General features: G+C 36.8%; 28 protein-coding genes and 1 pseudogene. 7 read left to right on the plus strand and 22 right to left on the minus strand.

Translation table 11 applies throughout. The features are described from left to right. The 8 genes and pseudogenes from AC1Q51_RS10715 to AC1Q51_RS10750 all read right to left on the minus strand — a co-directional run. Window positions 1-1,375: pseudogene (locus AC1Q51_RS10715) on the minus strand (DNA translocase FtsK); the annotation flags it as partial. 155 nt (window positions 1,376-1,530) lie between these two features. Next, complete coding sequence (locus AC1Q51_RS10720) at window positions 1,531-2,463, minus strand: N-acetylmuramoyl-L-alanine amidase (protein WP_142670011.1); 933 nt, start codon at window positions 2,461-2,463, stop codon at window positions 1,531-1,533. Window positions 2,464-2,503: 40 nt separating this feature from the next. Beyond that, window positions 2,504-2,848, minus strand: coding sequence for a hypothetical protein (locus tag AC1Q51_RS10725; RefSeq protein ID WP_000813348.1), 345 nt, complete (start codon window positions 2,846-2,848; stop codon window positions 2,504-2,506). A gap of 224 nt (window positions 2,849-3,072) precedes the next feature. Further along, complete coding sequence (gene ytpR, locus AC1Q51_RS10730; protein WP_001006777.1) at window positions 3,073-3,687, minus strand: YtpR family tRNA-binding protein; 615 nt, start codon at window positions 3,685-3,687, stop codon at window positions 3,073-3,075. Then, the gene (locus AC1Q51_RS10735; protein WP_000784605.1) at window positions 3,684-4,496 is read right to left on the minus strand and encodes a DUF1444 domain-containing protein; all 813 of its coding nucleotides are present in this window, start codon (window positions 4,494-4,496) and stop codon (window positions 3,684-3,686) included. Before AC1Q51_RS10735 ends, ytpR begins: the two co-directional genes overlap by 4 nt. 78 nt (window positions 4,497-4,574) lie before the next feature. After that, window positions 4,575-4,889, minus strand: a complete 315-nt coding sequence (locus AC1Q51_RS10740) for a thioredoxin family protein (RefSeq protein WP_000838193.1) — start codon at window positions 4,887-4,889, stop codon at window positions 4,575-4,577. 83 nt (window positions 4,890-4,972) lie between these two features. Beyond that, window positions 4,973-5,482, minus strand: coding sequence for a DUF84 family protein (locus AC1Q51_RS10745; protein WP_000869932.1), 510 nt, complete (start codon window positions 5,480-5,482; stop codon window positions 4,973-4,975). 431 nt (window positions 5,483-5,913) lie between these two features. Next, window positions 5,914-6,987 carry a M42 family metallopeptidase gene (locus AC1Q51_RS10750; protein WP_001031517.1) on the minus strand — a complete coding sequence of 358 codons (1,074 nt, stop codon included), beginning with the start codon at window positions 6,985-6,987 and terminating at the stop codon, window positions 5,914-5,916. Between the two features lie 148 nt (window positions 6,988-7,135). Between AC1Q51_RS10750 and AC1Q51_RS10755 the strand changes: the two genes are divergently transcribed. Next, window positions 7,136-7,447, plus strand: coding sequence for a PepSY domain-containing protein (locus AC1Q51_RS10755; protein ID WP_000118541.1), 312 nt, complete (start codon window positions 7,136-7,138; stop codon window positions 7,445-7,447). Window positions 7,448-7,625: 178 nt separating this feature from the next. Here the strand turns inward: AC1Q51_RS10755 and AC1Q51_RS10760 are convergent, their stop codons facing one another. After that, window positions 7,626-8,480: a YtnP family quorum-quenching lactonase gene (locus AC1Q51_RS10760; RefSeq protein WP_065229454.1), complete on the minus strand. Its 855-nt coding sequence runs from the start codon at window positions 8,478-8,480 to the stop codon at window positions 7,626-7,628. A 69-nt stretch (window positions 8,481-8,549) separates the two neighbouring features. Next, the gene (gene trmB, locus AC1Q51_RS10765; protein ID WP_001239383.1) at window positions 8,550-9,203 is read right to left on the minus strand and encodes a tRNA (guanosine(46)-N7)-methyltransferase TrmB; all 654 of its coding nucleotides are present in this window, start codon (window positions 9,201-9,203) and stop codon (window positions 8,550-8,552) included. 229 nt (window positions 9,204-9,432) lie between these two features. On the opposite strand from trmB, the gene AC1Q51_RS10770 reads away from it, so the two are divergent. Further along, window positions 9,433-9,711, plus strand: coding sequence for a YtzH-like family protein (locus AC1Q51_RS10770; RefSeq protein WP_001122235.1), 279 nt, complete (start codon window positions 9,433-9,435; stop codon window positions 9,709-9,711). A gap of 3 nt (window positions 9,712-9,714) precedes the next feature. Here AC1Q51_RS10770 and AC1Q51_RS10775 read toward each other — a convergent pair whose 3' ends face one another. The 4 genes from AC1Q51_RS10775 to pepV form a co-directional block, all read right to left on the minus strand. Then, window positions 9,715-10,512, minus strand: coding sequence for a phosphotransferase family protein (locus AC1Q51_RS10775; RefSeq protein ID WP_002094168.1), 798 nt, complete (start codon window positions 10,510-10,512; stop codon window positions 9,715-9,717). Between the two features lie 227 nt (window positions 10,513-10,739). Then, window positions 10,740-12,881 carry a type I pullulanase gene (gene pulA, locus AC1Q51_RS10780; protein ID WP_492331493.1) on the minus strand — a complete coding sequence of 714 codons (2,142 nt, stop codon included), beginning with the start codon at window positions 12,879-12,881 and terminating at the stop codon, window positions 10,740-10,742. A gap of 163 nt (window positions 12,882-13,044) precedes the next feature. After that, window positions 13,045-13,590 carry an RNA 2',3'-cyclic phosphodiesterase gene (gene thpR / locus AC1Q51_RS10785; RefSeq protein ID WP_000373841.1) on the minus strand — a complete coding sequence of 182 codons (546 nt, stop codon included), beginning with the start codon at window positions 13,588-13,590 and terminating at the stop codon, window positions 13,045-13,047. Between the two features lie 119 nt (window positions 13,591-13,709). Further along, window positions 13,710-15,116 (minus strand): dipeptidase PepV, encoded by a 1,407-nt coding sequence (gene pepV, locus AC1Q51_RS10790; protein WP_090976866.1) that lies wholly within the window; start codon window positions 15,114-15,116, stop codon window positions 13,710-13,712. A 357-nt stretch (window positions 15,117-15,473) separates the two neighbouring features. Between pepV and AC1Q51_RS10795 the strand changes: the two genes are divergently transcribed. Next, complete coding sequence (locus AC1Q51_RS10795) at window positions 15,474-15,695, plus strand: DeoR family transcriptional regulator (protein WP_000805512.1); 222 nt, start codon at window positions 15,474-15,476, stop codon at window positions 15,693-15,695. Between the two features lie 79 nt (window positions 15,696-15,774). Here the strand turns inward: AC1Q51_RS10795 and AC1Q51_RS10800 are convergent, their stop codons facing one another. Continuing rightward, the gene (locus AC1Q51_RS10800) at window positions 15,775-16,503 is read right to left on the minus strand and encodes a pseudouridine synthase (RefSeq protein ID WP_001234948.1); all 729 of its coding nucleotides are present in this window, start codon (window positions 16,501-16,503) and stop codon (window positions 15,775-15,777) included. A 41-nt stretch (window positions 16,504-16,544) separates the two neighbouring features. Further along, entirely contained in the window at window positions 16,545-18,197 is a 1,653-nt protein-coding gene (locus tag AC1Q51_RS10805; RefSeq protein ID WP_001284026.1) for a putative polysaccharide biosynthesis protein, read from the minus strand. A gap of 294 nt (window positions 18,198-18,491) precedes the next feature. On the opposite strand from AC1Q51_RS10805, the gene AC1Q51_RS10810 reads away from it, so the two are divergent. Both AC1Q51_RS10810 and AC1Q51_RS10815 read left to right on the plus strand, forming a co-directional pair. Continuing rightward, window positions 18,492-19,763: a BaiN/RdsA family NAD(P)/FAD-dependent oxidoreductase gene (locus AC1Q51_RS10810; protein WP_025118400.1), complete on the plus strand. Its 1,272-nt coding sequence runs from the start codon at window positions 18,492-18,494 to the stop codon at window positions 19,761-19,763. A gap of 284 nt (window positions 19,764-20,047) precedes the next feature. After that, on the plus strand, window positions 20,048-21,487 hold the full coding sequence (locus AC1Q51_RS10815; RefSeq protein WP_001228030.1) for an MDR family MFS transporter: 1,440 nt from the start codon (window positions 20,048-20,050) through the stop codon (window positions 21,485-21,487). Between the two features lie 29 nt (window positions 21,488-21,516). On the opposite strand, the gene AC1Q51_RS10820 is transcribed toward AC1Q51_RS10815, so the two are convergent. Both AC1Q51_RS10820 and AC1Q51_RS10825 read right to left on the minus strand, forming a co-directional pair. Continuing rightward, on the minus strand, window positions 21,517-21,840 hold the full coding sequence (locus AC1Q51_RS10820) for an ArsR/SmtB family transcription factor (protein WP_016512230.1): 324 nt from the start codon (window positions 21,838-21,840) through the stop codon (window positions 21,517-21,519). Further along, window positions 21,841-22,272 carry an SRPBCC family protein gene (locus AC1Q51_RS10825; protein WP_016512229.1) on the minus strand — a complete coding sequence of 144 codons (432 nt, stop codon included), beginning with the start codon at window positions 22,270-22,272 and terminating at the stop codon, window positions 21,841-21,843. It lies immediately after the preceding gene. A 421-nt stretch (window positions 22,273-22,693) separates the two neighbouring features. Between AC1Q51_RS10825 and AC1Q51_RS10830 the strand changes: the two genes are divergently transcribed. Then, window positions 22,694-22,921, plus strand: coding sequence for a DUF3973 domain-containing protein (locus tag AC1Q51_RS10830; RefSeq protein WP_000498988.1), 228 nt, complete (start codon window positions 22,694-22,696; stop codon window positions 22,919-22,921). 34 nt (window positions 22,922-22,955) lie between these two features. Here the strand turns inward: AC1Q51_RS10830 and AC1Q51_RS10835 are convergent, their stop codons facing one another. After that, entirely contained in the window at window positions 22,956-23,138 is a 183-nt protein-coding gene (locus AC1Q51_RS10835) for a sporulation protein Cse60 (RefSeq protein ID WP_000621751.1), read from the minus strand. Window position 23,139: 1 nt separating this feature from the next. Continuing rightward, entirely contained in the window at window positions 23,140-23,376 is a 237-nt protein-coding gene (locus AC1Q51_RS10840; RefSeq protein ID WP_000533806.1) for a DUF2553 family protein, read from the minus strand. Between the two features lie 253 nt (window positions 23,377-23,629). Between AC1Q51_RS10840 and AC1Q51_RS10845 the strand changes: the two genes are divergently transcribed. Further along, a complete protein-coding gene (locus AC1Q51_RS10845) occupies window positions 23,630-24,124 on the plus strand; it encodes a CarD family transcriptional regulator (RefSeq protein WP_090976859.1) in 495 nt (164 codons plus the stop codon). Window positions 24,125-24,195: 71 nt separating this feature from the next. Here the strand turns inward: AC1Q51_RS10845 and AC1Q51_RS10850 are convergent, their stop codons facing one another. Continuing rightward, window positions 24,196-24,981, minus strand: a complete 786-nt coding sequence (locus AC1Q51_RS10850) for a glucose 1-dehydrogenase (RefSeq protein WP_053563527.1) — start codon at window positions 24,979-24,981, stop codon at window positions 24,196-24,198. Window positions 24,982-24,994: 13 nt separating this feature from the next. After that, the gene (gene glcU / locus AC1Q51_RS10855) at window positions 24,995-25,852 is read right to left on the minus strand and encodes a glucose uptake protein GlcU (protein ID WP_000350865.1); all 858 of its coding nucleotides are present in this window, start codon (window positions 25,850-25,852) and stop codon (window positions 24,995-24,997) included. Window positions 25,853-25,864: the final 12 nt, after the last annotated feature.

Raw genomic sequence — 25,864 nt, forward strand, 5'->3', positions numbered from 1 at the left:
ATTCTTCTGTTTCTGCAATCACTTCTACTTCTTCTGATTCTTCTGTTTCTGCGATTACTTCCACTTCTTCTGTTTCTTCTGTTTCTGCAATTACTTCTACTTCTTCTAGCTCTTCTGTTTCTGCAATCACTTCTACTTCTTCTGACTCTTCCGTTTCTGCAATCACTTCTACTTCTTCTAGCTCTTCTGTTTCTGCAATCACTTCTACTTCTTCTGACTCTTCCGTTTCTGCAATTACTTCTTCTGGCTCTTCTGTTTCTGCAATTACTTCTACTTCTTCTAGCTCTTCTGTTTCTGTAATTACTTCCACTTCTTCTAGCTCTTCTGGTATTTCCACAATGATTGTTTCTTCAAGTTTTTCTTCTGCTTTGACAATCACTGATTCTTCTGGAGCTTGCTTTTCTACTTCAATAGTAGGTTGTTTTATTTCTGTATTACGTTTAATTTCTTCTGATAATATTGTATCCTCGTGCTCTACTTTAGAAGCTACTAATTCTTCTTGTAGATTGTTTTCGTTTAACACCACTACATCTTTTTCTAGCTTAGCACTTTCCATCTGCTCAGCTACTGTTTTATGAAGTAATTCATCCGCTGAAACTTCCTGCGGTGTACTCATTTCTTTAATCACTTCTTTTTCTTCTACTAAAGGCACTTGGCGTTCAATTTCATAACCGTTTTTCTCTAGCCATTGATCAACAACTGATTTTTCTTCTTTTTTGCCCTGTTGGCCTTTCTGTTCAACTACTTCACCTGGAGCAGAAGACGTTGCTTGCCCTTCTGAGAAATCAGATAATTTATATCCTTTTTTCTCTAACCATGCATCAACAACTGCTTTTCCCTCTACAGATATTTCAAGATCTTCTCTTTCTTTTACTTCCTCCTGCTTTTCAACCTTTTTCTCTACTGAAGGACGATTATATCCATAAATTGGCGAAATCATTTCTGTTGGACGAAATGGTCTACGGTTACTCTCTTGCGAAGGTGCAGATACCTTTTTAACGACAGACTCCCGCACCGGTTCATATTGCACTTCCGGCTCTTCATATGTAGAAACTACCTTTTCCACATACGGTCGTCTGCTTCTTTCCACCTTTATTCCTCTTTGGGCAGTCGGTTCTTCATATGCTACTCCTTGAACAGGTTGTTCTTCAAAGCGATTTACTTCGCTTTCATCCTCTTCATCGAACCCATTATCCGGTACTAAAGGAAAACGGCATTTACCTGCATTCCTACTTGCCATTTGTGCTTCTCTTGCTTCAGTGTAGTGGTTTACACGAGGAATTTTCGGCTGACTTTCAATTTGCTTTGGTACTTCTTTATTCATCGCTGTTTGTTCTTCCTCTTTGTTAAACAGCTTTTTCATCCAATCTAACATGCTTACCACTCTTTCTACTAAATAGTAACATCCTTTATTGTATCAGCATTCGGCAAAAAGTGCAGGTAAAATTAAGCATGTCATATTTATCCACAATATTCTAATTTACGAGTGTTTTCATATGGAAAAACGCAGCCTTTCATGTAAGACTGCGTTTAAGCTTTACTCTTCCGATATGCATCTACACTATCCGTTACACTTTGCAATAAAGAATTTACATACTGCGGGTCAGATAATTTTTTGTCTTCTTCATAGTTTGACATAAACCCAAGTTCTAATAGTACGCCAGGTACTTTGGACCAATTGAATCCAGAAAGGTCATCCCTAAATTTAATTCCATTTACTTTCACTTGCTGATTTTCTCTCATTTTATTTACTATCGTTTGAGAGATTTGAAGACTTTCCGCATAAATCTCTTTCGTATACGGACTTCCTTCTGCCGGCGTCAATACAGCAAATCCACTTTGGTTTGGATTTTCAGAACCATCTGCATGAAGACGTAAAAATAAATTAGCCTTATGATTATTTGCGAATGTCGCCCGTTCTTTATTACTTATATCAACGTCTTGTGACGTTCTTGTCATTAACACTTGTATCCCTTTTTCTTCAAGCTTTTCTTTTAATAAAAAAGCCATTTCTAATACAAGTACAGCCTCTCTCTTTTTCGTCACAACACCTGTTGTACCGTCTGTCACTTTATATTTTTGCGTTGTTGCCCCCGGTCCAATCGGCTCTAAATTTAAATTCGCTTTTTGTTGATGCCCTGGATCAATAACGACGAGAAACTTTCCTTGCTTTTCATTACTCTCTACTTTTTGTTCATTATTTTGCACTGGTTGCTCAATTGGCTGCACTGGCGTAGTTTCTTCTTTCTTTCCCTCGGCTGATACTTCCTCTTGCCTATGTTCTACTTGCGATACTTCGTTCTTTTCTTGTTCTTGCTGCTTTTCTACCGGTGCGTCTTCTTTGGTATCTTTGTTTTTCTCTTGTATAGAAGATGTAGTTTCTTTTTTCGGCTGCTCTTGTGAACAACCGGCCATATATATTCCAATGAATGCAATCATGCTCATTATTTTTATATACTTCATACTTCTCTCCCATCACTTTGCACCGGATTCAAAGTTTTTCTTATAATTGCCCTATAATCTCATCCATATTTCCAATATAAACTGGCTGCCATGTTTCTGTACCACGTTCTGCAGTATAAACTGGATAAGCGTCATCATCTATATTTACGAAAACTGGATCGCCCATATCCGTTTCATATCCAATTGCAATCCATCCTTCTTGCCACTTTCCGTTTTCTTCACTTATTAATGACTTTTTATGTTTATCATATCGGTAACCGATTTGTCCTTTTTCTAATTCACTTTCACTAAACACATATATTTCATAAGTACCTAGCTCAACATCTTGCTGTTTTGAAGTTTCAATTCGTTTTAGAAGTTCTGCGATTTTTGGTTGTTGTTTCATACGTCTATCCCCTTCTATTTTTCTAAATTTTAACTAGTTTGTTTATAAAATACAATATAGATTTTAAGACAAAAGGTGACACCTTTATCATATTTACGATTTTTTGAGTATATCTATCACAACTCTCAATATATTAACGATTCAACACGAAATTTCGACTTACCAACAAAAATGACAAAAAAGAGAGGCTGCCCAAAAGGACAACCTCTCTTTTCTTATATCAATTAAAATTTAAATTCTTGTCCAACTTCAAAACTATCTTCTAATACAAGAATACCTTTTTCTTGTGGAGCGTCTGGAAGCTCTAATTCACGTGCAGAGCAGATCATTCCAGAAGAAGGAACACCGCGAAGCTCAGCTGGCTTGATTAACATACCGCTTGGCATTACAGCACCGATTTTTGCAACGACAACTTTTTGTCCTGCATCAACGTTTGGTGCGCCACATACGATTTGTAATGTTTCTGTACCGATTTCTACTTTACAGATGTTTAACTTATCAGCATTTGGATGCTTTTCTTTTTCAGCTACATAACCTACAACAAATTTTGGAGAAAGATCTGCTTCTACTGTTTCTTCAAAGCCGTTCTTCGCTAAAATTTCGTTGATTTTCTCAACAAGCTCTTTCGTTAATGTAAGGTTACCTGTTTCTGTTACTTCTAAATAAGAAGATGCATTAAAGATGTTGAATCCTCCCGTTACGTTGCTTTCACGATCATAAACGCGAGCAACATCTCCTTTGCGATCAAAAGTACGGTTCTCTAAAGTAATATCTTGTAAGGCAACAATTAAAGTGTCACCAATTCCTTCAAGGTTGTAAAAAACGTTCACTTCGTTCATCCTTTCTCTTTTCCATCTGTCTTCTTCCGATTCTTCGCTAAAATAAAGATTGGTTCAAAGTCTCCATCTTCATATACGAATGAAAGTGATGTAATCGGAACATGCCCTTCGGCAAAAAATTTCATTGTCATTTGTGCAATAATATCATAACCGATTTCGTTAACGATATCAGCAATAATTAATACATCTTGGTGAGGAACAGCAACAACCATGTCACCAGAAATCTTTTCACGCATCGATTGTAGTAACGATTCGTTTAAAATACGCGTCGCGTCATATCCATCATTTGTGTTTAAAAAGTAGAATGTATTACCCGCTACTGTGTCTTGTTTAAATTCATAACCTAATGAACGAGCATTGAATAATGCCATTTCACGTACTTGCTGTTCTGTAAGTTCTAATTTTTGTAACAGACGCTCATCGATTAGTCGATACGTTTTATTCGAATCTAACGCATAGTAAATACGTGTTTCCGCCGTATGATCCGTCATAATAAACGGATTTCCTTCTTCTGCTTGTTTCGGGAAAGAAGTAGAGCGAATAACAGGTAAAATTTTCGCTCCGCTATTTTCTTCTTTATGCATCGCAATTAGCGCTTCTTGTACATAATAAGCAACCTCTTCAATTGCTTTTTCTTTATTCACTTCCCATTTTGCCACAACTCCTGGAAGCGATACGTTAATACCTTTTTTAGAGTCTTTCTGTTCAATACGTAGAACTTCTTTCTCGCTATCATACTGAAAGTCCCATTCTGGGCGAGATAATTTCTTCATTAACTCGTCTTTCATCTTTTTACTTGTCATCTTCATCTCTTTTTCCTCCCTTCCAAAAAAATAACCTCCCCCGCGAAGGTAGAGGTTGTTTTACAATTCAATTGGCAAATTGCCTTATTTTAAACCTTCAATAAACTCTTCGATTTGTTCTTGTGTTTTACGATCTTTGTTTACATAGCGACCAGTTTCTTCACCCTTATTGTACGCTACAAAGCTCGGAATGCCAAATACGTCTAATTTTACACATAGATCAATAAACTCATCACGATCTACATAGTAAAATGAGAAATCACTATATTTCTCTTCTACTTCTGGCATAAATGGGTCTACAAAACGGCAGTCTGGGCACCATTCTGCTGAGAACATAAAGACTACATTCTCTTCATTTTTTAATTGTTGGAATTGCTCCATGCTTTCTAATGACTTCATCTATATTTCCTCCTCTAACGAGTGCATGTTTTCATGTTATAATCTTTCTTTTATACTACCATACATCACGCATGGTGCAAGGTTTATGCTTGCTTTTCGTCATACTTATATTGCCCAACAAGTAACTTAACAACGTGTACAAATAATTCCGTGCGATCAACATAATCATCTGTAAAAATACCGATTGCACCTTCGTGACTACGAATATCTTTTCTATGTACAAACTCTTCCATCACTTCACTTAACTCCTTGCCCTCTTCAAGAGGTGCTAAAAAATCATCCGGTAACGTAATACGTGCCCCGCCGGCAACAAATATTTTACCATCACTTGTTGCTAGCGCGCCCCAATTACACATAAATAAACCGTACTCCGTTTTCATTACGCCGCCTTCTAGCCCAATACCAATTTGAGCTCCTCCTTCCTCTAGCGCTCGCTTCGCTCTATTAATCGCTCCTTGCATCGTCTCTTCATCTGAAAACGGCTGATTTGCTACTCCTGAAGGAACAGAAAGAGATGTAATTTCAGCATCTTTCCAAACCTTCTCCACAGCGCCAACCTTCGTTTTATTCTTCGATCCAACTACTACCTTCATTTCGTTCACCTCTATAAAAATTCATCATTCTATTCTAATATCCGCATCAGATACGAATTAAGTATCAACCACTACCACATATCACCAAGTCATCTATTCAGCCTAAAAAAGAAGGTTTTTTCTAGCAACATTACCGTCTTCGAAAACAAAAACAGCCTTCCTCTCACTTCCTACTTGGAGTCTTCATACATCATTCGAACACCAATTAAGCACTGACCGCTCCCAATCATCGCTGGGTCATCTATTCAACCTAAAAAAAGAAGGGTTTTTCTAACAACATTATCGTCTGCGAAAACAAAAACAGCCTTCCTCTCACTTCCTACTTGGGGTCTTCATACATCATTCGAACACCAATTAAGCACTGACCGCTCCCAATCATGGATGGGTCATCTATTCAACCTAAAAAAAGAAGGGTTTTTCGCCCTTCTTCTCTACGCGTTATTCTTAATTGTCTCTAACGTCGTTTTATCTGTTGTTCTTACAAGCTTCGTAATTAATTCTTTCGCCGCTGCATAATCATCAACATGTAAAATTGAAGCATGTGTATGAATGTAGCGTGCACAAACACCAATTACTGCTGATGGGATACCAGAGTTACTTGTATGTACACGGCCAGCATCTGTACCACCTTGTGAAATAAAGTATTGGTACGGAATGTTGTTTGTTTCTGCTGTATCTAAAATGAATTCGCGCATTCCTCTATGTGTTACCATCGTACGATCGTAAATACGAAGAAGGGCACCTTTTCCTAATTGACCGAACTGCGTTTTGTCACCAGATGCATCGTTTGCTGGACTTGCATCAAGCGCATAGAAAATGTCTGGTTGAATCATATTTGCAGCGGTTTGCGCTCCGCGAAGACCTACTTCTTCTTGTACAGTAGCACCAGAATATAATGTATTTGGTAATGTTTCATCTTTTAATTCTTTTAACAATTCGATTGCAAGACCACATCCGTAACGGTTGTCCCAAGCTTTCGCCATAATTTTCTTCTCATTTGCCATCGGTGTGAATGGGCAAATCGGCACGATTTGTTGTCCTGGTTTTACACCAATTTCAATCGCATCTTCATAACTATCTGCACCTATATCAATTAACATATTTTTTATATCCATCGGTTTTGCACGTTGCGCGTCACTTAATAAATGAGGAGGAATAGAACCAACAACCCCAATAACAGGACCATTCTTCGTCATAACTTGTACACGCTGCGCTAATAAAACTTGGCTCCACCAGCCGCCTAACGTTTGAAAACGAAGCATTCCGTTTTTCGTAATTTGCGTAACCATGAAACCTACTTCATCCATATGACCTGCTACAAGAACACGCGGGCCAGTTTCGTCCCCTTTTTTCAGACCAAATACGCTACCTAAACCGTCTTGTACAATTTCATCCGCATATTTGCTTAATTCTTGTTTCATAAAACGGCGTACATCATGTTCAAAACCTGATGCACCTTGTAATTCTGTTAACGTACGAAATAATTGCAATGTCTCTTTATTCACGAAGTCCCCTTCTTTCAAACCTTAGTAGAATACCTCTTTTATTGTAACGAAATTTTCGAAATGTTTCTAGTTTCTTCTTTTTTAGCTGTATTTGCTTTATAATTATTATTGGTACACTATTTTTATTTTATAGAATTGAGGTGAATATATGAGCTGGAAAGGTTTAGTAGCAGGTCTTGGCGTTGGGTTCGCAGCTGGTTATCTCGTTGCAAACAAAGTACAAGAACAATCCCATATTTCTTCAGAAAAAGCATTGAAAATGGTGAAACAAGCATTAAGTCATAAAGGTGAAATTACTGGCTCTTGGGTACATATGGTTCCAGAGACATTTGAAAAATATGATGTCGCATATGAAGTTTATCGCGGCGGTCTTACAACAATGTTAGATGATATACAAGAACGATTTGAATTTTTAGTTGATGCTAAAACAGGTACTGTTTTAGAGGTTATAGCAGCATAAAACGGAGGGTTCCCATTAGGTGAACCTCTTATTTTTTTGAAATTGCGGGTATTGATTAAAATTATATCAGCGTAACTCAAATTATATCGGCGATTTTTTAAATATATCGACTTACCAACAAAACCCGACAATAAAAAAGAAGCTGCTCCAATAAATATGATGGAACAACCTCCTATTTTTATGCTTCTATACTCGTTTTCCGTTCTATTTTTTCTACGATATGACCTTCCTCATTCCACTTCACAGCGCGATAATATGCGTCATGGTAAAACGTAAACCATGCCTCTTTTTCAGCACCATACTTCATCCATTTTTGTTTATTTTCAATCGAGGTCATCGGATAATCATCGTATGCCATTACCCATAATACATTTTGATGCGCGTGCGTCGGCAAGAGATCTGCTAAATGTAGCATCGTTTCCCCTTGACTCTCCAAAATGATGACTGCATGTCCATCACTATGCCCACCCGTATGTGCCATCTTGATTTCATCTGTAATTTCTATTTCTTGCTGAAATGTAACAACTTGATCTACAATCGGTTCCCAATTTTCCTTCCAATATGTATTACGGGATCTAATATTTGGGTTCCTCATTTCATTCCACTCTGTTTCACTTACGTAAACTTTCGCATTTGGAAACGCTGGTACAAGTTGATCCCCATCCCATTTTGTTAGGCCAGATGCATGATCAAAATGAAGGTGTGTCATTAAAACATATTGAATATCTTCAGGCTTTAATCCCTGTTTTTCTAACGATTCATAAACCGATGATTCTTCTGTTACACCTTGATTTCGTTTCATCTTCTCATCCAACTTACCGTTTCCTATTCCTGAATCAATGAGCATATTTCCATCTTTCGTTTGTAAAAGTAACGGATCTGTTCGTAAGTAAATATGATTTGTGTCATTATGTTTATATTTACGTGACCAAAGTACTTTCGGCACAACACCAAACATTGCCCCTCCATCTAAATGTGTATTTCCGCCTTTTAACCACGTTACTTTTATATCTCCAATTTGTAACTGTTCCATTACACATCCCCCTTTCAATTAATCTTAACATAAAATTCTGATTATTTTAGATGTAAAAAAACCTATGCATTACTGCATAGGCTCTGTACGATATTTTGCTTCAACTCGGTAAATACGATGACCTTTACTAGAGAATTTCTCTTCGTATTCAGTCATGATGTTACCTTCAAAGTCGCTGTTATGAAGATCTAAGCTTAAGTAAGTTAGTAACATACCATACTCAGCCATACTCATAAGAGAATATTCAAATAAACCTTGGTTATCTGTTTTGAAATGAATTTCTCCGCCTTCTACTAACACTTCTTCATAATTGCGTAAAAACGTTTTATACGTTAAACGACGCTTCGTATGACGCTTCTTTGGCCATGGATCTGAGAAGTTTAAATAAACGCGATCAATCTCACCTTTTGCAAAGAAAACTGTTAAATCTTCAGCATCTTTATTAATTAACTTTAAGTTCGGCACTTCTTCTTCAATTAATTTATCAAGTGCATCTACAACAACACTTGTGAATTTTTCAATTCCAATATAATTAATATGTGGATTCGCTTTTGCCATATCATACATAAAGCGGCCACGACCTGTACCTACTTCAATATGAATTGGTTGTTCATTTCCAAATACTTCTTTCCAGTTACCAGCGCGCTCCTCTGGGTTTCCGATTACGATATGTGAATACTCGTTAATTCGATCCATTGCATATGGTTTATGTCTTAAACGCATAGATGTCTCCCTCTCTTTACAAAACTATTTTAAAGGAATAATTCCTTCTTTCTTTTTTTAATCAATCTACCAAACAAAAAACCAAGTACGTACGAGCACTCGGTCCGTTTCTTTCAAGTATAAGATGTACCATTTTGATAAAAACTACATACAGCATTAAACATTCCATGACGAAACAGCTTTTTCTCTTACATTTGAAGAGAAAAACAATCGAAAGGATGATCCGTTCATGCCAATTAATCAACAACATCAATTAGAAGTGCTGAAAGATATTTTAGTCAACCACCAAAGTGATTGCTGCGGGACAGTTTCAGAATGCGAGCAATTAGAGCGCCTCATTCAATCGTTACTCGCAAACGATAATATAAGTAGTGACGCTAAAACAATGCTAAACGATGTATATTCTTATAGTCAATCGGGTAAATCTTCCTCTAATTTGGACAACCATATTTCCAATAATCAAGAACAACTTACTCAGTGGATTGCTGGAATGGACAATTTTTCTTAAGTATTATTCTGAAGCAAGTAGTTGCTGTAAATATTGATGCCAATATTCAGCTTCTGCTTGCTGTTTTTTTGTTGTATGCCATTGAATAGACAAAATCGTTTGTGCTATCACATACCATCTCATGCGCCTAAGCAGCGATTCATCCATTTCAATATCATAAAAACCGAGCCACTCACTCCACTCCTGGCGCGGAATGTACCAATATAATAACATACCAAGGTCTAGAGCTGGGTCAGCAATTACAGCTCCATCCCAATCAATTAAAAACAACTCATCTTCATCCGACAATATCCAGTTGTTATGGTTTACATCACAATGGCATACAACGAATTCATTGTATTCAATAGCTTTTAATGAATCCATTAAATATTGAAGGCCTTGCTGAATTGTTTCATCATCCCTTATATCTCCTCTTAAAACGAGTTGCAGTTGTTGTAATAACTCTTGTGCGTGAAGCGGTTGCTTCCCAAGTCTTTGAATCATCTGTACAAGCGCTTTAGAGGAGTGAATTTTCTTCAAAAGTTTCGCAACACGTTCTAGTTTCATATCCTCTGGCTCTAACTTCTGTCCCGGAAGCCATTTTTGAGCAGAAATTACATCACCGTTCGTTACCCTTCTTGTCCAAAGTAATTTTGGAACAATTCCTTCTGCTGACAATACCGCTAAAAAGGGCGATGTATTCCGCTTTAAAAATAACTTCTGTTGTCCGTTTTGCGCAATATATGCATCGCCCGTTACTCCACCAGCCGGTACAAGACTCCACTCTTTTCCTAATAATTGTTCCAACCATTCCATATTCATTACCCGTTAACAAATCCTTATCTTTTATAGTTATGAAAAGAAAAACCGCAACATTTCTACACATGTTGTGGATTCATATATTTTACTGTAAATGAAAAGAAAAATTAGCCTCAGCCAAAAATTCTCTATTTTATTTTACAAAACCTGTCATAGAATGACAACTTATCAAAATCGTCACCTTTGTCAATTCTACATTTATTACATTCTCATCGTCAAGTAGCGATTTGTCACATTATCGTCAATATATACGTGCTAATTGGAGCGAGCCTAAGTTCCTTTCCTCTAAATGAAGAAATTGGCTCTATTTTCGCTTGCTTTTCGTCTACTATCACATGCCACGTTTCTTCTTTCGGAAGTTGCACAGTTTTAGCTTCTAAACCGCTATTAAATAAAACGACAATCTCTTTCCACGGCCCAAACGATTCTGCATGCTCTAGGTGATATGCAAGTACTTCTGTAGATATTTGTAAAAAAGTCATATGTTTTTTTATAAGGTCTGCGTTTTGTAATCGGAATGCCCCATGCTCTTTACGAATCGCAATTAAACCTTTTATATAGTTAACGGTCTCTATTTCTTTCTCTTTTTGATCCCAATCTAATTGATTGATTTCATCATTTGCATTATAGCTATTTTCATTTCCTTTCTTCGTACGATAAAACTCTTGTCCTGCATGTAAGAAAGGAATACCTTGTGAAAGAATAACCATTGCGCTCGCTAGCAGGTGACGTTTTTTCAAAATCGCTTCTGATTCTTCATTACTGCGCACTAGTTTATCCCACATCGTCATATTATCATGACATTCTACATAGTTAATGCTTTGCGCCGGCTCTAGAAACAGCCCTGTTTCTTTCATACTTAAAAGACTTCCTGCTGCAATATACTGCAAATGATTACAGTCTACATGCCCACCAAATGCAAAACCACGCTTATTTATATGAAATGTACTCCCTTTTATCCCATCACGAAATTGATCATTAAACTGCGCCATATGTGGCATTTTCTTCGCATTATTTAACGTTGCTTTTTCCTCACGAGGAAGCGGTGTTTGTAAATCCCATCCTTCTCCTAATAACAAAGCATCTCGTTTTATGTTTCGCACTTCTTTTTCTATCATATTCATTGTATCAACATCTAAAATTCCCATTAAGTCGAATCGGAATCCATCGACATTATATTCAGTAAGCCAATATAAAATAGACTCTACAATGAATTTCCTCATCATTTTCCGTTCAGATGCTATATCATTTCCGACTCCCGTCCCATTAGAAGGCATACCATCTTCACCATGACGAAAATAGTATCCTGGAACAAGCTTTTCAAATGATGATAGCTCTCTTTCATAAACATGATTATATACAACATCTATAATTACCCTAATGCCATGCTCATGAAATGTCTCGATCAACTGTTTACACTCTACTATCCTGTTATACGGATCAGAGGGATTTGTAGCATAAAATCCTGTTGGTGCATTGTAATATAATGGATTATACCCCCAATTATAGGCAGATGAAGGATTCGCCTCATCTACACCACCGAAACAATATAACGGTAATAGTTCAACATGTGTAACACCTAAATCTTTTATATGAGACAACCCTGTTAAAGTCCCGTTCCGTCCTGTTGTTCCCTCTTCCATCAATCCTTTATATGTTCCCTTTTGAATCACTCCACTATTTTGATGTATAGTCGCATCACGAATATGCAGTTCATACAATATGGCATCTGTCATTGATTGTAATGGTGGTAATCCTTCTCTTCTTGTTACATTCGTTTTTTCTAAATCGATAACAACACCGTGTTTTCCGTTTACCGTCACCGACTTTGCATAAGGATCTACAGCTTCGTTCCATATTAAATTAATACAAACAAGAAATGTATAGCGTGCTCCGTCTAAATCACCTTGTAATGTTTGAATCCAAACTCCGTTTTCTCCCCTGTACATTTCATGATCGGCATATTCTTTATCGCTCTTATAAATTCTTACTTTCGCAAGCCTTGCAGTTGGGGCCCATACTTTAAATGTCGTTTCTTCTTTTTGATACACAGCACCTAAATCTGTACCTTCGTAATAATACTTTTCATCGAAAATTATTGTTCGAATAACAGCACCTATTTGTAAATCCGTTTCTTCATTCCGTTCATCTCGTACTGTATAATACTTTCCCACATCTAGCGGCTCTTCTATAAAGCACTCATACTTCGTTGCATCTGGAAGCGCAATCGTATGAGCAATCGGTAAATCTTTCACATTACTTCCTTCTTGCAAACGAAATGTCCGACTTGTTCCATACGCATGTGGGAGCAAAATTGTAATTTTATTCATTTCATCTAAATAGGCATCAAATGGACGTTTTACTTTCAACATAAAAAAATCACCATCATTCTCAAAGTTAAAATAAAGTGAAACTTTAATGAGCGAGATAAAATGAGCTGCAAATGATAAGGCTTTTCTTATCAACAAGACTCTATACAGTAACTCCATTCTTCTCTATAGTATATTCACCTGCATAAAAAACGTTTTCACCATTCTATTTTTGTAATTTTATTTCAGCAATCGATTTATACTTCGGGGTTTCTTTCACGTGGGATTCGTATAAAGTAATTGTATCTGCTTGAAATGATATTTCAGGGACTTCTTTTATACTTTCTAAATGAAACTTTTCTTCTCCTATCCATTTACGAGCAACAGTAATATGCGGATGATATGGGCGTGTTTCTAGAGAAAATCCATTTTCTTCACAAATGGCATGTACTTGCTTTTGCAACTGAAACAAATCGTGATTCTCACTTACCTTCGCCCAAAAAATACGGGGCTGATCTTCTCTACCAAACGTTGAAAAACCTTGTAACGTGAACGATAGTTCTTTTGTTTTTGTAAGTGTTTGTAATCCATTCTTTATCCCTTTTAACTGTTCTTCTGTCGCACCTCCTAAAAAGGAAAGGGTAATATGATAATCTTCCTTATGTACCCACGAGCGAAATGGTAATTCCTCATTCGTATCCTCTTTATAGTTAGACAGCACTTCTTTTATATGATTTGGTAAAGTAATTGCGACAAAATAATGCCTATCCATGTACACCGTCTCCTTCTTTCTATTGTTTCTTTTCTTTCTTATCTCATTCAATTAAAAAGAAGCCGCCCTCTAAAGTAGAGAGCGGTCATTATTCATATATCGGCGATTAAAGTTTCACTTTACTTCGCTAGTTCATGAATTGCTTGCGCATAAATTGCTGTTGCTTTTAATAAGTCTTCAATTTCAATGTACTCATCTTTTTGATGCGCAAGTTCCTCTTTTCCAGGGAATAGCGGTCCAAATGCCACACCAGCTTTTAATGAGCGAGCATAAGTACCTCCGCCGATTGCTAATAATTCAGCTTTTTCACCTGTTTGTTCCTCATATACACGTTGCAACGTACGAATTAACTCGTGATCTTTATCAACGTGATGCGGACGAGAGTTAGAATAGTCTACTACTGCAAATCCATACGTACCTACATATTCTTTTAACTTTGCAATCATTTCTTCAAAGTTAGTCGTAACTGGGTAACGTACGTTTAATCCTAAATTACCACCATTCTCTTTCGTATAAGAAAGGCGACCAACATTCACTGTTAATGGACCGCTAATTTCATCTTTATAAGCAATAGTAGCTTTTTCACCAAAAATATCACCAGTAAATGTTTCTGTTGCAAATGTCGCAAATGCATTTGCTTTTCCATCAAGTGAAACTGTAGTTAAGAAGTTTGCTAATAATAAACCTGCATTTTCTCCTTTTTCAGGAGTAGATCCGTGCGCTGAAATTCCTTCTATTTGCAACGTCACTGTATTGCCTTCTATAGTCGATTTCCCTATTTTTTTAGCAGTGTGTAAATACTCTTCATATGCTACTGTAAGTGCATTTACATCTTCTCCTGTAATAACCGCTTCTGCAAAATCAGGAACCATATTTAAACGACGCCCTGAATCAAATGAAACAAGTTCATATGTACCTTTTTTCTCTTCACTACCATTTTGCACAACTTGTATATCAGAAATTCCTTTTTCTGCATTAATAATTGGAAAGTCTGCATCTGGTGCAAAACCGATTGTTGGCATTTCTTCGTTTTTAAAGTAGTGATCTACACATTTCCAATTGCTTTCCTCATCTGTTCCTATAATCATACGAACACGTTTTGAAAGAGGTAAGCCTAATTCTTTCACAATTTTCATTGCATAATATGCTGCCATCGTTGGGCCTTTATCGTCAATTGCACCACGTGCAAAAATCTTTCCGTCGCGAATATCCGCACTATACGCAGGAGTCGTCCAGCCATCTCCTTCTGGTACAACATCAACGTGACAAAGAATACCTACTAACTCTTCTCCTTGTCCCATTTCAAGATGACCTGCATATCCTTCTAAATTTTTAGAAGCAAAACCTTCAGCTTCTCCTTTATGTAACATGAAAGATAGCGCTTTTTCTACACCTTCACCGAATGGTGCGCCTTCTTTCGCCGATTCTTCTTCCCATACACTTTTAATTTGTAAAAATTGTTGTGTATCACGAATTAAATCATCTTTTCGTTTTGCAACTTCTTCAGTCCAATTAATCGCTGACATCACGCATCCATCCTTCACTATATTATCTCTTTCATCATAGCAAACCAAAATCCCTCATGCCATACACGAAAACTAAATACCGAACAATTGTAATATTTCAGACATTTCTTATTAGTTTTTCTTTTATTTTTTCAAAAAAATTTGCAGGAATTTGGCGTTTTACGTAGAATTTTATGTGTTAGTTGACTGACCATATATACAATGTCAACTACCAATATTTTTCTATATAAATATTTGTTAAACTTTTGTAAAATTTAAGTAGATTAAAGCATGAATTTTATCATGTAGAGTACAATGGTAGTAACGACCTTCTTTCCTGAATGGGGTCAAAAAAACTAGTAGAGGAGTGGTTTTCTCTTGAAACCTACAACTACTCGTATGCTAACACGCATTAAATCAATTTATATGTACATCAATGAAAACGGAACGGTAACGACGAAAGACCTTGTAGATGAGTTCGGGATCACACCGCGAACGATACAACGTGATCTAAATGTGTTGCAGTTTAATGAACTCGTGTATAGCCCTTGCCGCGGTAAGTGGACAACAACAGGAAAGAAAGTGAGAATGACCTCATAACGAAAAATAATTGTATGTAAATAAATACATACCCCTTTCTAACTATTAGAAAGGGGTTTTTTCTGCACCTATAAAGGTACTACTTTTCAGTATCTACTTGATATGTTCTTAACATTTCTACTTCTTCATCTGTTAGCTCTCGGTATTGTCCAAGTTCTAGTTCTTCATCTAATACTAACGGACCCATCTCCGTTCTTTTTAGGTAGACTACTTTTTTCCCTACCGCTTCAAACATACGCTTCACTTGATGGAATTTCCCTTCCGTAATCACAAGCTCAATTTCAGAAATATCATCGCTTTTCAATATTGTAAGCGCACCTGGCTTTGTTTCATAGCCATCGTCTAAAATAACACCTTTAGCAAACTCTTTTACATCCTCTTCTGTTACTACTCCTGCAACGTGTGCATAATATTTTTTCGGCACATGCTTTTTCGGAGATAATAATTGATGTGATAACTTCCCATCATTTGTTATCAATAAGAAACCTTCCGTATCGATATCAAGTCGTCCAACTGGGAACGGATCAAAGATTGCATCTTCTAATTCTAATAAATCTATTACTGTTTCATGATTATCATCTTCCGTCGCTGAAATAACACCTTGTGGTTTATGCATCATTAAGTAAACAAACTCTTTGTATTCCACAACTTCACCGTGAATCATAACTTCTTGCTCTTCTACATTTACATGAACTTTCGCATCTTTTACTGGCGTTCCATCAATTTTCACAACGCCATCTTTCAATAATTTCTTTACTTCTTTTCTACTTCCATATCCCATATTCGCTAATAATTTATCTAATCTCACGTTTTTCACCTTCTTTATTTATCATAGAAAAGGGGACGTAATTACGCCCCTCTTGATTTCAACTTTATTTTAAATCTACTACCAAGTTTACGTTGAATTTTATCTAATGCTTCTCCGCCAAATACTCTTTCAAGTACTCCTGTGCGAATTGCTAACAATCCGTAAACAAGACCGCCAATACCTGCACAAATCGCAACTGTTATAAGAGCACCAATACGGCCATCAGGCGAAATCATGAAGGATAGAAGCCATTGTGATAGTTTTACAGCAACGACCATTATAAGTGTCAGTACTGCAATTTGGAATGTTCTTTTATATACAACACCGAATGAATAGTGTGCGTATTTTTTAATTTGTCGATTTGTATACCAAACAGAAGCTAAGAAACCAACTGCGGTCGCTAGAATTGCTCCTACTGTACCGAAATAACGAATAAAGATTACGTTACATACAAATTTCAAAATAACACCCATAATAAGCGCGACAATCGCATGCTTTTGCTGATTAATCCCTTGAAGAATTGCCGCTGTTACTGTAAATAAAGCAAATAACAATGCAACTGGTGCATACCACATTAATACTTGTCCACCTAATGGATCTGAGTCATAGAAAGCAGTGTAAATTGGATATGCAAGTGTTGAAATACCGATAACTGCTGGCAATGTTAAAAACATATTTGCTTGGAATGTTTGTGTAATTTGTAATTTCAAATAGCGGTATTGTTTTTCAGTAAATGATTTTGTAATTGCTGGTACAAGCGTTAAACTAAACGCTGTTGCAAGTGATACAGGAATCATAATTAACTTATGCGTCCACATTGTGAAAATACCAAGCGCTCGCTCTGCGATATCACCTTGACCAATCGCCTGCATAATTGAGTTAAATGTCAATGTATCAATTTGTTGATATAAAGGAATTGTTAACCCAATTACAACGTAAGGAATCGCATATGCGAATAACTCTTTAAACAATTGAACAGTACTTACTGTTGATTCTGGTACAGTTTGTTCAATTAAATATTGATCCAAATATTTTTTACGTTTTAACCAGTACCAAATTAACACACCGAGTGCTCCAACCGCTGAAACGAACGCAGCAAATGTCGCTACTCCAACTGCTGTTGCAACTGTACCGCCAAGTACTTTAATAACGATAAAACTACCAGCTAATAAAAAGACGATACGAATAATTTGTTCAATAATTTGTGAAACGGTAGTTGGTCCCATAGACTGGTGACCTTGGAAATAACCACGAATTAAACTCGCTGCTGGTACAACAATAAGTGCGAAACTTACAAGACGAATGATCGTCGTAACTTCTCCTACATTATTGTGTATACTTTGTTTACCAAGCATCGCTTCTGCAAACAGTGGCGCCGTCATGTACAGTACTAGGAACGAAAGAACTCCTGTTACTATCATCATAACCATTCCCGAGCGGAACATTCTCCGGCTCGTTTTATAATCGCCAAGCGCATTATATTTGGAAACAAATTTTGAAACAGCAAGCGGCACACCTGCCGTTGCGATACTTAAAAAGATCGTATATGGAATGTATCCATATGTATAGAGCGTTCCGCCTTCTGTGCCTACTAATGCATGAAACGGAAAGACGTAAATCATGCCTAAGAACTTTACTAAAAATGTCCCTAGCGTAACAATAAGCGTTCCGCGCAGAAATTTCGAATCGGACATACAAAAATCCTCCTACATCTACATAAAGTGAAACTATAATTAGTTGGAGACTTCTCTCCTACTCCTTATTAGTTGAACCATTCGAGCATTTACAGGCTAACAGACTCCCTATTTACTTCTCCTAAATCTTGAGGTTTTAGTCTTATCGCCTACAAATAGCAGGATAGTGCTGAACTCTAACTTTTGTATTGTACCACAATTCTCTCATTAAGCAGTACTTCACTCTATTTTTCTTTTAAGGGAAAACATGCTATTCTTTTAGGCAGGAAATGTAGAAAATGAGGTCGATATATTATGCATTATGATGTTATTGTCATCGGCGGCGGTCCTTCTGGGCTAATGGCTGCAATTGGTGCTGCAGAAGAAGGCGCAAATGTCTTACTTCTTGATAAAGGAAATAAACTTGGGCGTAAACTTGCGATTTCTGGTGGCGGACGCTGCAACGTAACAAACCGTCTACCACTTGATGAAATTGTTAAACATATACCAGGAAACGGTCGCTTCTTATACAGCGCTTTTTCTATTTTTAATAATGAAGATATTATTACATTCTTCGAAAATCTCGGTGTTAAATTGAAAGAAGAAGACCACGGTCGCATGTTCCCTGTGTCAAACAAAGCGCAATCTGTTGTAGACGCACTTTTAACACGATTAAAAAACTTAGGTGTAAAAATCCGTACAAATACGCCTGTTGAAACGATTGAATATGAAAATGGTCAAACGAAAGCAGTTGTACTGCAAACAGGCGAAGTGTTAGAAACAAATCACGTCGTTATCGCTGTTGGCGGAAAATCTGTTCCTCAAACTGGTTCCACTGGAGACGGATACGCTTGGGCTGAAAAAGCAGGTCATACAATTACAGAATTATTCCCAACAGAAGTACCTATCCTGTCAAACGAGCCGTTTATACGTGATCGCTCATTACAAGGTCTTGCTTTACGTGATATAAACTTAAGCGTATTAAACCCGAAAGGAAAAGCTATCATTTCTCACAAAATGGACATGCTCTTCACTCATTTTGGCCTATCTGGTCCTGCTGCTCTTCGTTGTAGTCAATTCGTCGTGAAAGCACTGAAAAAGTTTAAAACGAACACAATACAAATGAGTATTGATGCATTGCCAGAGGAAAATAGTGAGCAATTATTTCAGCGCATGCTGAAACAAATGAAAGAAGATCCGAAAAAAGGAATTAAAAACGTTTTAAAAGGTTATGTCCCTGAACGTTACTTCCTATTCTTATTAGAAAAAAATGAAATTGACGGTAGTGAACAAGCTGGACAAGTTTCTCACGAAAAGATTCGTGCACTTGTGAAAGACTTTAAAGAGTTTACTGTGAATGTAAATGGTACGCAGTCAATTGAAAAAGCATTCGTTACTGGCGGAGGTGTATCCGTGAAAGAAATTAATCCGAAAGAAATGTCTTCTAAATTCACGAACGGCTTATATTTCTGCGGAGAAGTTCTTGATATCCACGGTTATACTGGTGGCTATAATATTACATCAGCCCTTGTTACTGGTAGAATTGCTGGAACGACAGCTGGAGAAAACGCGAAAATGCAATATTAAAAAAAGAAACAGGGATTCCTGTTTCTTTTTTAATATTGCCATGAAATCATTATCGGCAATTCCACAGATATATCAGCGATTCTGTAATTATATCGGCGATTTTCCAAATTTATCAGCGATTCTACAACTTATATCGGCGATTTCTCAAATATATCGACTTACCGACAAGAAGCGACAAACATCTGCTCCATGTAACTTTCCATTGCTTTTTTGTTGCTTTATATACCTTAGTACCTTTATATTTTATATTGTTGAATATTTAAAAAAGGGTAAGGGGAAAACAAATGAGAAAAAAAGTCATGATGTCTTTAATGTTAATGACGTTTCTTTCTGCGGTAGAAGGAACGATTGTTAGTACAGCAATCCCTCGTATAACGAGTGATTTGTCAGGCGTCGAACTTGTTAGTTGGGTATATGCAATTTATATGCTTGCAACAGCTGTTTCGACTCCAATATACGGAAAGCTCGCTGATTTATTTGGTCGTAAAAAGGTTTTACTGATCGGGGCTACAATCTTTTTAGTCGGTTCTGCACTTTGCGGAGTCGTTACATCGATGGAACAATTAATTTTCTTCCGCGCGCTTCAAGGTATCGGTGCTGGTGCTGTTATGCCAATCACAATGACGATTATTGGAGACTTATATAGCGAAGCGAAAGACCGCGCGAAAGCACAAGGTTGGATGAGTGCCGTTTGGGGTGTATCCGGTGTTATCGGACCGTTAGTAGGTGGATTTTTAGTTGATTCCCTTTCTTGGCGTTATATCTTCTTCTTAAACGTTCCATTCGGAATTATCGCTTGCTTAATGATTGTAATTTACTACAAAGAATCTATTAAGCCCGCTAAACACCATATCGACTATCTTGGTGCGACAGTCTTCTCATTAAGTACAATCGCTCTACTATATGCATTATTAACAGGTAGCAGTAAGCAAAACTGGGGAGACATAACAATTATCGGCCTATTAATCTTCGCCGTCGTTTCATTTATTATTTTCTTATTCATCGAGAAAAAATCTCCGGAACCATTAATTCCGCTAGCACTTTTCTCTAACCGTACATTATCTACGATAAATATATTAACTCTTATTGCTGGCGCAATGATTATTAGTATTACTGTGTATCTTCCAATTTGGAGCCAGGGTGTTTTAGGAAAAAATGCAACAGAAGCTGGACTCATTTTAATGCCAATTCCTGTTATGTGGACATTTGGGGCTATGTTCTCGGGTAACTTAGTTGGTAAGTTAAAAACGAAACAAATTATTTTACTTGGAGCTAGCATCTTATCAGTTGCTACGTTCTTATTATTTACACTATCAACAAATTCACCATCGTTCCTTATTTATGTAGCAGTCGGATTATTCGGCTTAGGAATGGGGCTTGTGACACCGATTTACATGGTAACAATTCAAGCAGCCGTGCCAGCTCATACACGCGGGACAGCTGTTGGTTTAAATACATTTATTAATACATTTAGTCAAACGTTAGGTGCTGCAATATTCGGTACAATCTTTAATACGATGATTCACGCACGTGGTATTAAAAATCTTGATCTTGTATCTGGTGGACATGGCGGTACTACAGCAAACGTAGTAACCGAATCACAATCCGCATTAGCATCAAGCGTACATGTCATTTATATGAGCACTTTCGTATTAGCAGTATTTACATTAATTATTGCTTGGCTTTTATTAAAGCCAGCTACACAAACAAGTGAGCAACAATAAAAAGGATGACCATTTTGGTCATCCTTTTTTTATTCTTCATTCTCCACAATATGTTTCAGCATGGATAATTTATTATCCCAAAAACGTTCATAATACGAGAGCCACTGTTGTAATTCTTCTAATGGTTCTGGATGCAAACGATATATCTTCTCTCTTCCACTTTTTCTTCCACTTACTAAATTCGCTTCCGAAAGAATATGAAGGTGCTTTACAACCGCAGTACGACTCATCGGAAAATAATCCGTTATTTTGGAAATCGGTAACTCTTTGTCACTTAATAACCGTATTACTTCTCGGCGGGTTGGATCAGCAATTGCTTGAAATACATCATATTTCGCTGCTGACGAGGACACTTAGCCTTCGACAACCTTTTTCAGTTTTTCATTTACAATCGCTACCCAACCACCGCTCATTCTATCGCGAATAATAGAGCTCTTCGCATTCGCTTTCGGAAGAATTTCATCAGGATGTTTCCAGCCGCCGTGAATTAACGTAAATTCTGTTTTGTTATCTCCTAAGTCTTTCAAATTAAATGAAACAACCCAGCCATCTGTATCCCATGAGAAAGATAAATGGTTTGGCTCATCAATTTCTAACACTTTACATGGTGATGGCCCAAATGGCGATTGCACATGAAATTCATGCCCTACCTCTAATACAAAATCATTTGGCATAAACCATGACGCAATCCCTTCTGCAGTTGATACTACACTCCATACCTTTTGAAGAGACGCGTTAAAAATGATTGTTTGTTTAATATCATTTAATGTATTTTGTTGTTCCATTTTCATTCTCCTTTACTCGGCGTTATAACATAACACCTTTTGGTTTCACTTCGATAATATAACACCTTTTAGTTTCATGTCAACGCTAATTCTTTTACTGTTGAGAAATTCTCAACATTTTTTCAACAGGACAAACACCCTCTTAGCATTTCCTCATAATATACTCACAAAGGCAATACAAAATAAAAACTTCTCTCAACATGAAACTCCATCATTCATATTGAAAGAAACGCCTTACTTATATCATGCGTACTTCGTCTCTCCTCCTTCCCTCAGGGACAATACGCGAGATATGACAAATCAGAAGGAATATGCCCACCATTTGAGTAGGTAGTTATTTCTCTTCTCCTCAACATTTCCTTAGGAGCGAAATGACTACCGACTCACTTTTTTCAAACAAAATAAAAAGGGGTTGAACGCTATGTTCTATTGCATTAACTGCTCTGATATTCACCATGAAAAACATCCGAATGATAAAGTATTTAAAAACGGTTTTTATATTGATCCATTTTTAGGTGATCGTTATCACCTTGGTATGTGTAAAGATGCCCAAAATCATGAAACAGGGGAGCCTCTTTTAACGACAAAGAAATTAGGCACACCCCAATCTATTATGAACGTATTACCGACACATGTTGTCCCAACATAAAACATAAAAAAGAGCTGGGTGAGCCAGCTCTTTTTTATGCTTTATAAACGATCATTGCTGAAAAACAATAAATTTGGTTTTCATCGTCGTTAATGGAAACACCAACTTGATACTTAATATCTACAAAGTTGCTATCATCAATCTTTTTCAAAAAAACATTTACAGCGTCTTCTAAGTCTTTTTCGTGACTTTCATCAAATACTTTCACACGAATCATGTTAACACCGTCCTAGATCGCAGCCCTCCGCCGCTTGATTATTGCCACGGTGCGTATCTATGATGCGATAAAACTTTCCATTCTCATATATATATCCGTCTTCTAACACATATTCTTTATCTTCAGTATAGACATAAAACTTACCTATCATAAATTTACTCGTATATAATTCCAAATAATTTTGTCTAAATTTAGCTACAACTTTATTTGTAATATCAATTTTTATTGTGCGCCCCACCTTCTCTCCCTCCTTTGCAAAGAACGGATTTAGGTATATTGTATTAGCGCTTTTACATTTTATGCTTAAAAATAAGTGGATATGCCTTCTTTCTTCACCTGTACTATTTTTCTAAAAAAATCACTATAAATAAGGTCCCAAAAAAAACATAAAAAAGCACTTTATCTTATTGACTCGAATATAAATATTATGTTATTATATAAAATTTGACATTTTTACATACGTATGCTATCATTAAAAGTGGTTACCACATATGGAGGTGGATGATTTGTTTCAAATTGGTGATAAAATCGTTTATCCAATGCACGGTGCAGGAATCATTGAAGCAATTGAAGAGAAAGAAATATTAGGTACTTCACGTCAATATTGTGTGATACGCATCATTAGTAAAGATATGCAAGTAATGCTTCCGATGGAACAATTAAAAAAATCAGGTATTCGTTATATCGTTGATCGAGGTACGTTAGATGATATACTTCTTGAATTTCAAAACGGGGAGTCAGACCCATCACTCTCATGGAAACAAAGATATACAATGAATATGGAAAAAATGAAAAACGGCAATCTGCAAGATAGCGCAGAAGTTGTTCGGGATTTACTTCGCCGCAATAAAGAGAGAGCATTAAATGCGAGCGAAAAACAAATGCTAGATAATGCACGAAAAATGATGATTAGCGAAGTCGCGCTCGTACAAAATGTTACTGAACATCAAGCAACAGAATTTCTTCAAGATACAATTAATCACTAAATTTAAAATAGCTGGCCGCTATTTTTTTTGTAAAAAAAGGACGAAGAGTTTTATCTCTTCGTCCTTTTATATTACCCACGCCCAGCTTGAAACGATGGATATAACGTCATTCCACCATCTGCAAATAGCGTAATGCCCGTTACATAACTCGCCTCTGAAGAAGCGAGCCAAGTTGCTACTGCTGCAATTTCTTCAGGGTTTCCAATGTAGCCCATCGGTATCATACTTTCTACATCAGCACGTTTTTTAGGATCAGCAAATTTTTCTGCATTGATCGGCGTATTAATTGCACCTGGTCCTATATTATTTACTCGAATACCTTTTGGCGCATATTCTAGCGCTAACGTTTCTGTCATCAGTTTAATGCCACCCTTACTCGCTGCATAGTGCACAAATAGTGGCCACGGAATTTTCTCATGAACACTAGACATATTAATGACAGACCCTTTAATGTCATGTTCTACAAAATATTTAATCGCTTCTCTACTTCCTAAGAAAGCACCTGTTAAATTTGTATTAATTACCTTATTCCAATCTTCAAGTGGCATTTCATGCGATGGTACTGCATTTTCTATCCCTGCATTATTAATCATAACGTCAAGCGTACCAAATTCTTTCACAGCAGATTGAATGAGATTCACAACATCTGATTCGACGGTTACATCACCTTTTACAGCAATCGCTTCTCCGCCTACCTTTTTAATTTCTTCTAACACATCATTTGCTTCTGATTCTCGTGAGCGATAATTAATAACCACTTTCGCTTTTTCCTTAGCAAACCTTACTCCCATCGCCCTACCAAGACCTGTTGCTGATCCTGTAATAACGACCACTTTTCCTTCTAAATCACTATACATTTCAATACCTCCTTTAACTTTTTGCTATACCTAACATAATTCCGGCTGCAATAATAAAAACGATACCGACAACGATACCCGTTAATTGGCGTTTCGTTTTCTTTTCACCTAATATAAGGATCCCACCAAGCGTGGAAATAATAATCCCCATTTGCGATAGTGAGAAACTTGTTGCGACTCCAACACGCGGCTGCGAAATGAATAAAAACATATTTCCAGCTGCCCAAATTAATCCTGGAATAATATTTCGGATTGCATATTTATTAAATGGATGATGTTTAAAGGTAAGCAAAATCCCTCCTAATACCATACCAACTGCTTGTGGTAATAAAGCTGACCAACCATCTACGTTAAATAGTCTAATCACTACTACGTAAACTAAATAACCGACTGTTGAAATTAATAAAATTATGATACCTCTTTTAAAATTTGCTGCTTGCTCTGCATTCTTTTCTTCTTCACTTTGAAGTGACGTTAAAATAACACCGACAATAATACAAACGAGCGCTAAAATCCCAAGGACGACCGATATTGTCGTGGACCATTCATGAAATACGATAACGCCAAATAAAGTCGTCGCAACTAATTGAAGTCCTGTTGAAATTGGCATCGTCCTCGAAACGCCCATTAAATCAATACTTTTCAATTGATTCGCCTGACCAAGCGCCCAAAATAAGCCTGACACAACTCCAACCCCAATCACGGTAGGTGTTAATACTGGCTTCATAAAAATATAAACAACAATTGAGAAAATAAGTGCTCCAAACGTTGTTCCAAGCGTTTGACTATACGGTCCCCCGCCCAGTTTTACGTTAAATAACACAATACTCCCCCAAAATATAGCTGGTAAAATTGCTAAAAATATATCCATCGCCCATTACCT

The sequence above is a fragment of the Bacillus sp. MT94 genome (assembly GCF_058792475.1).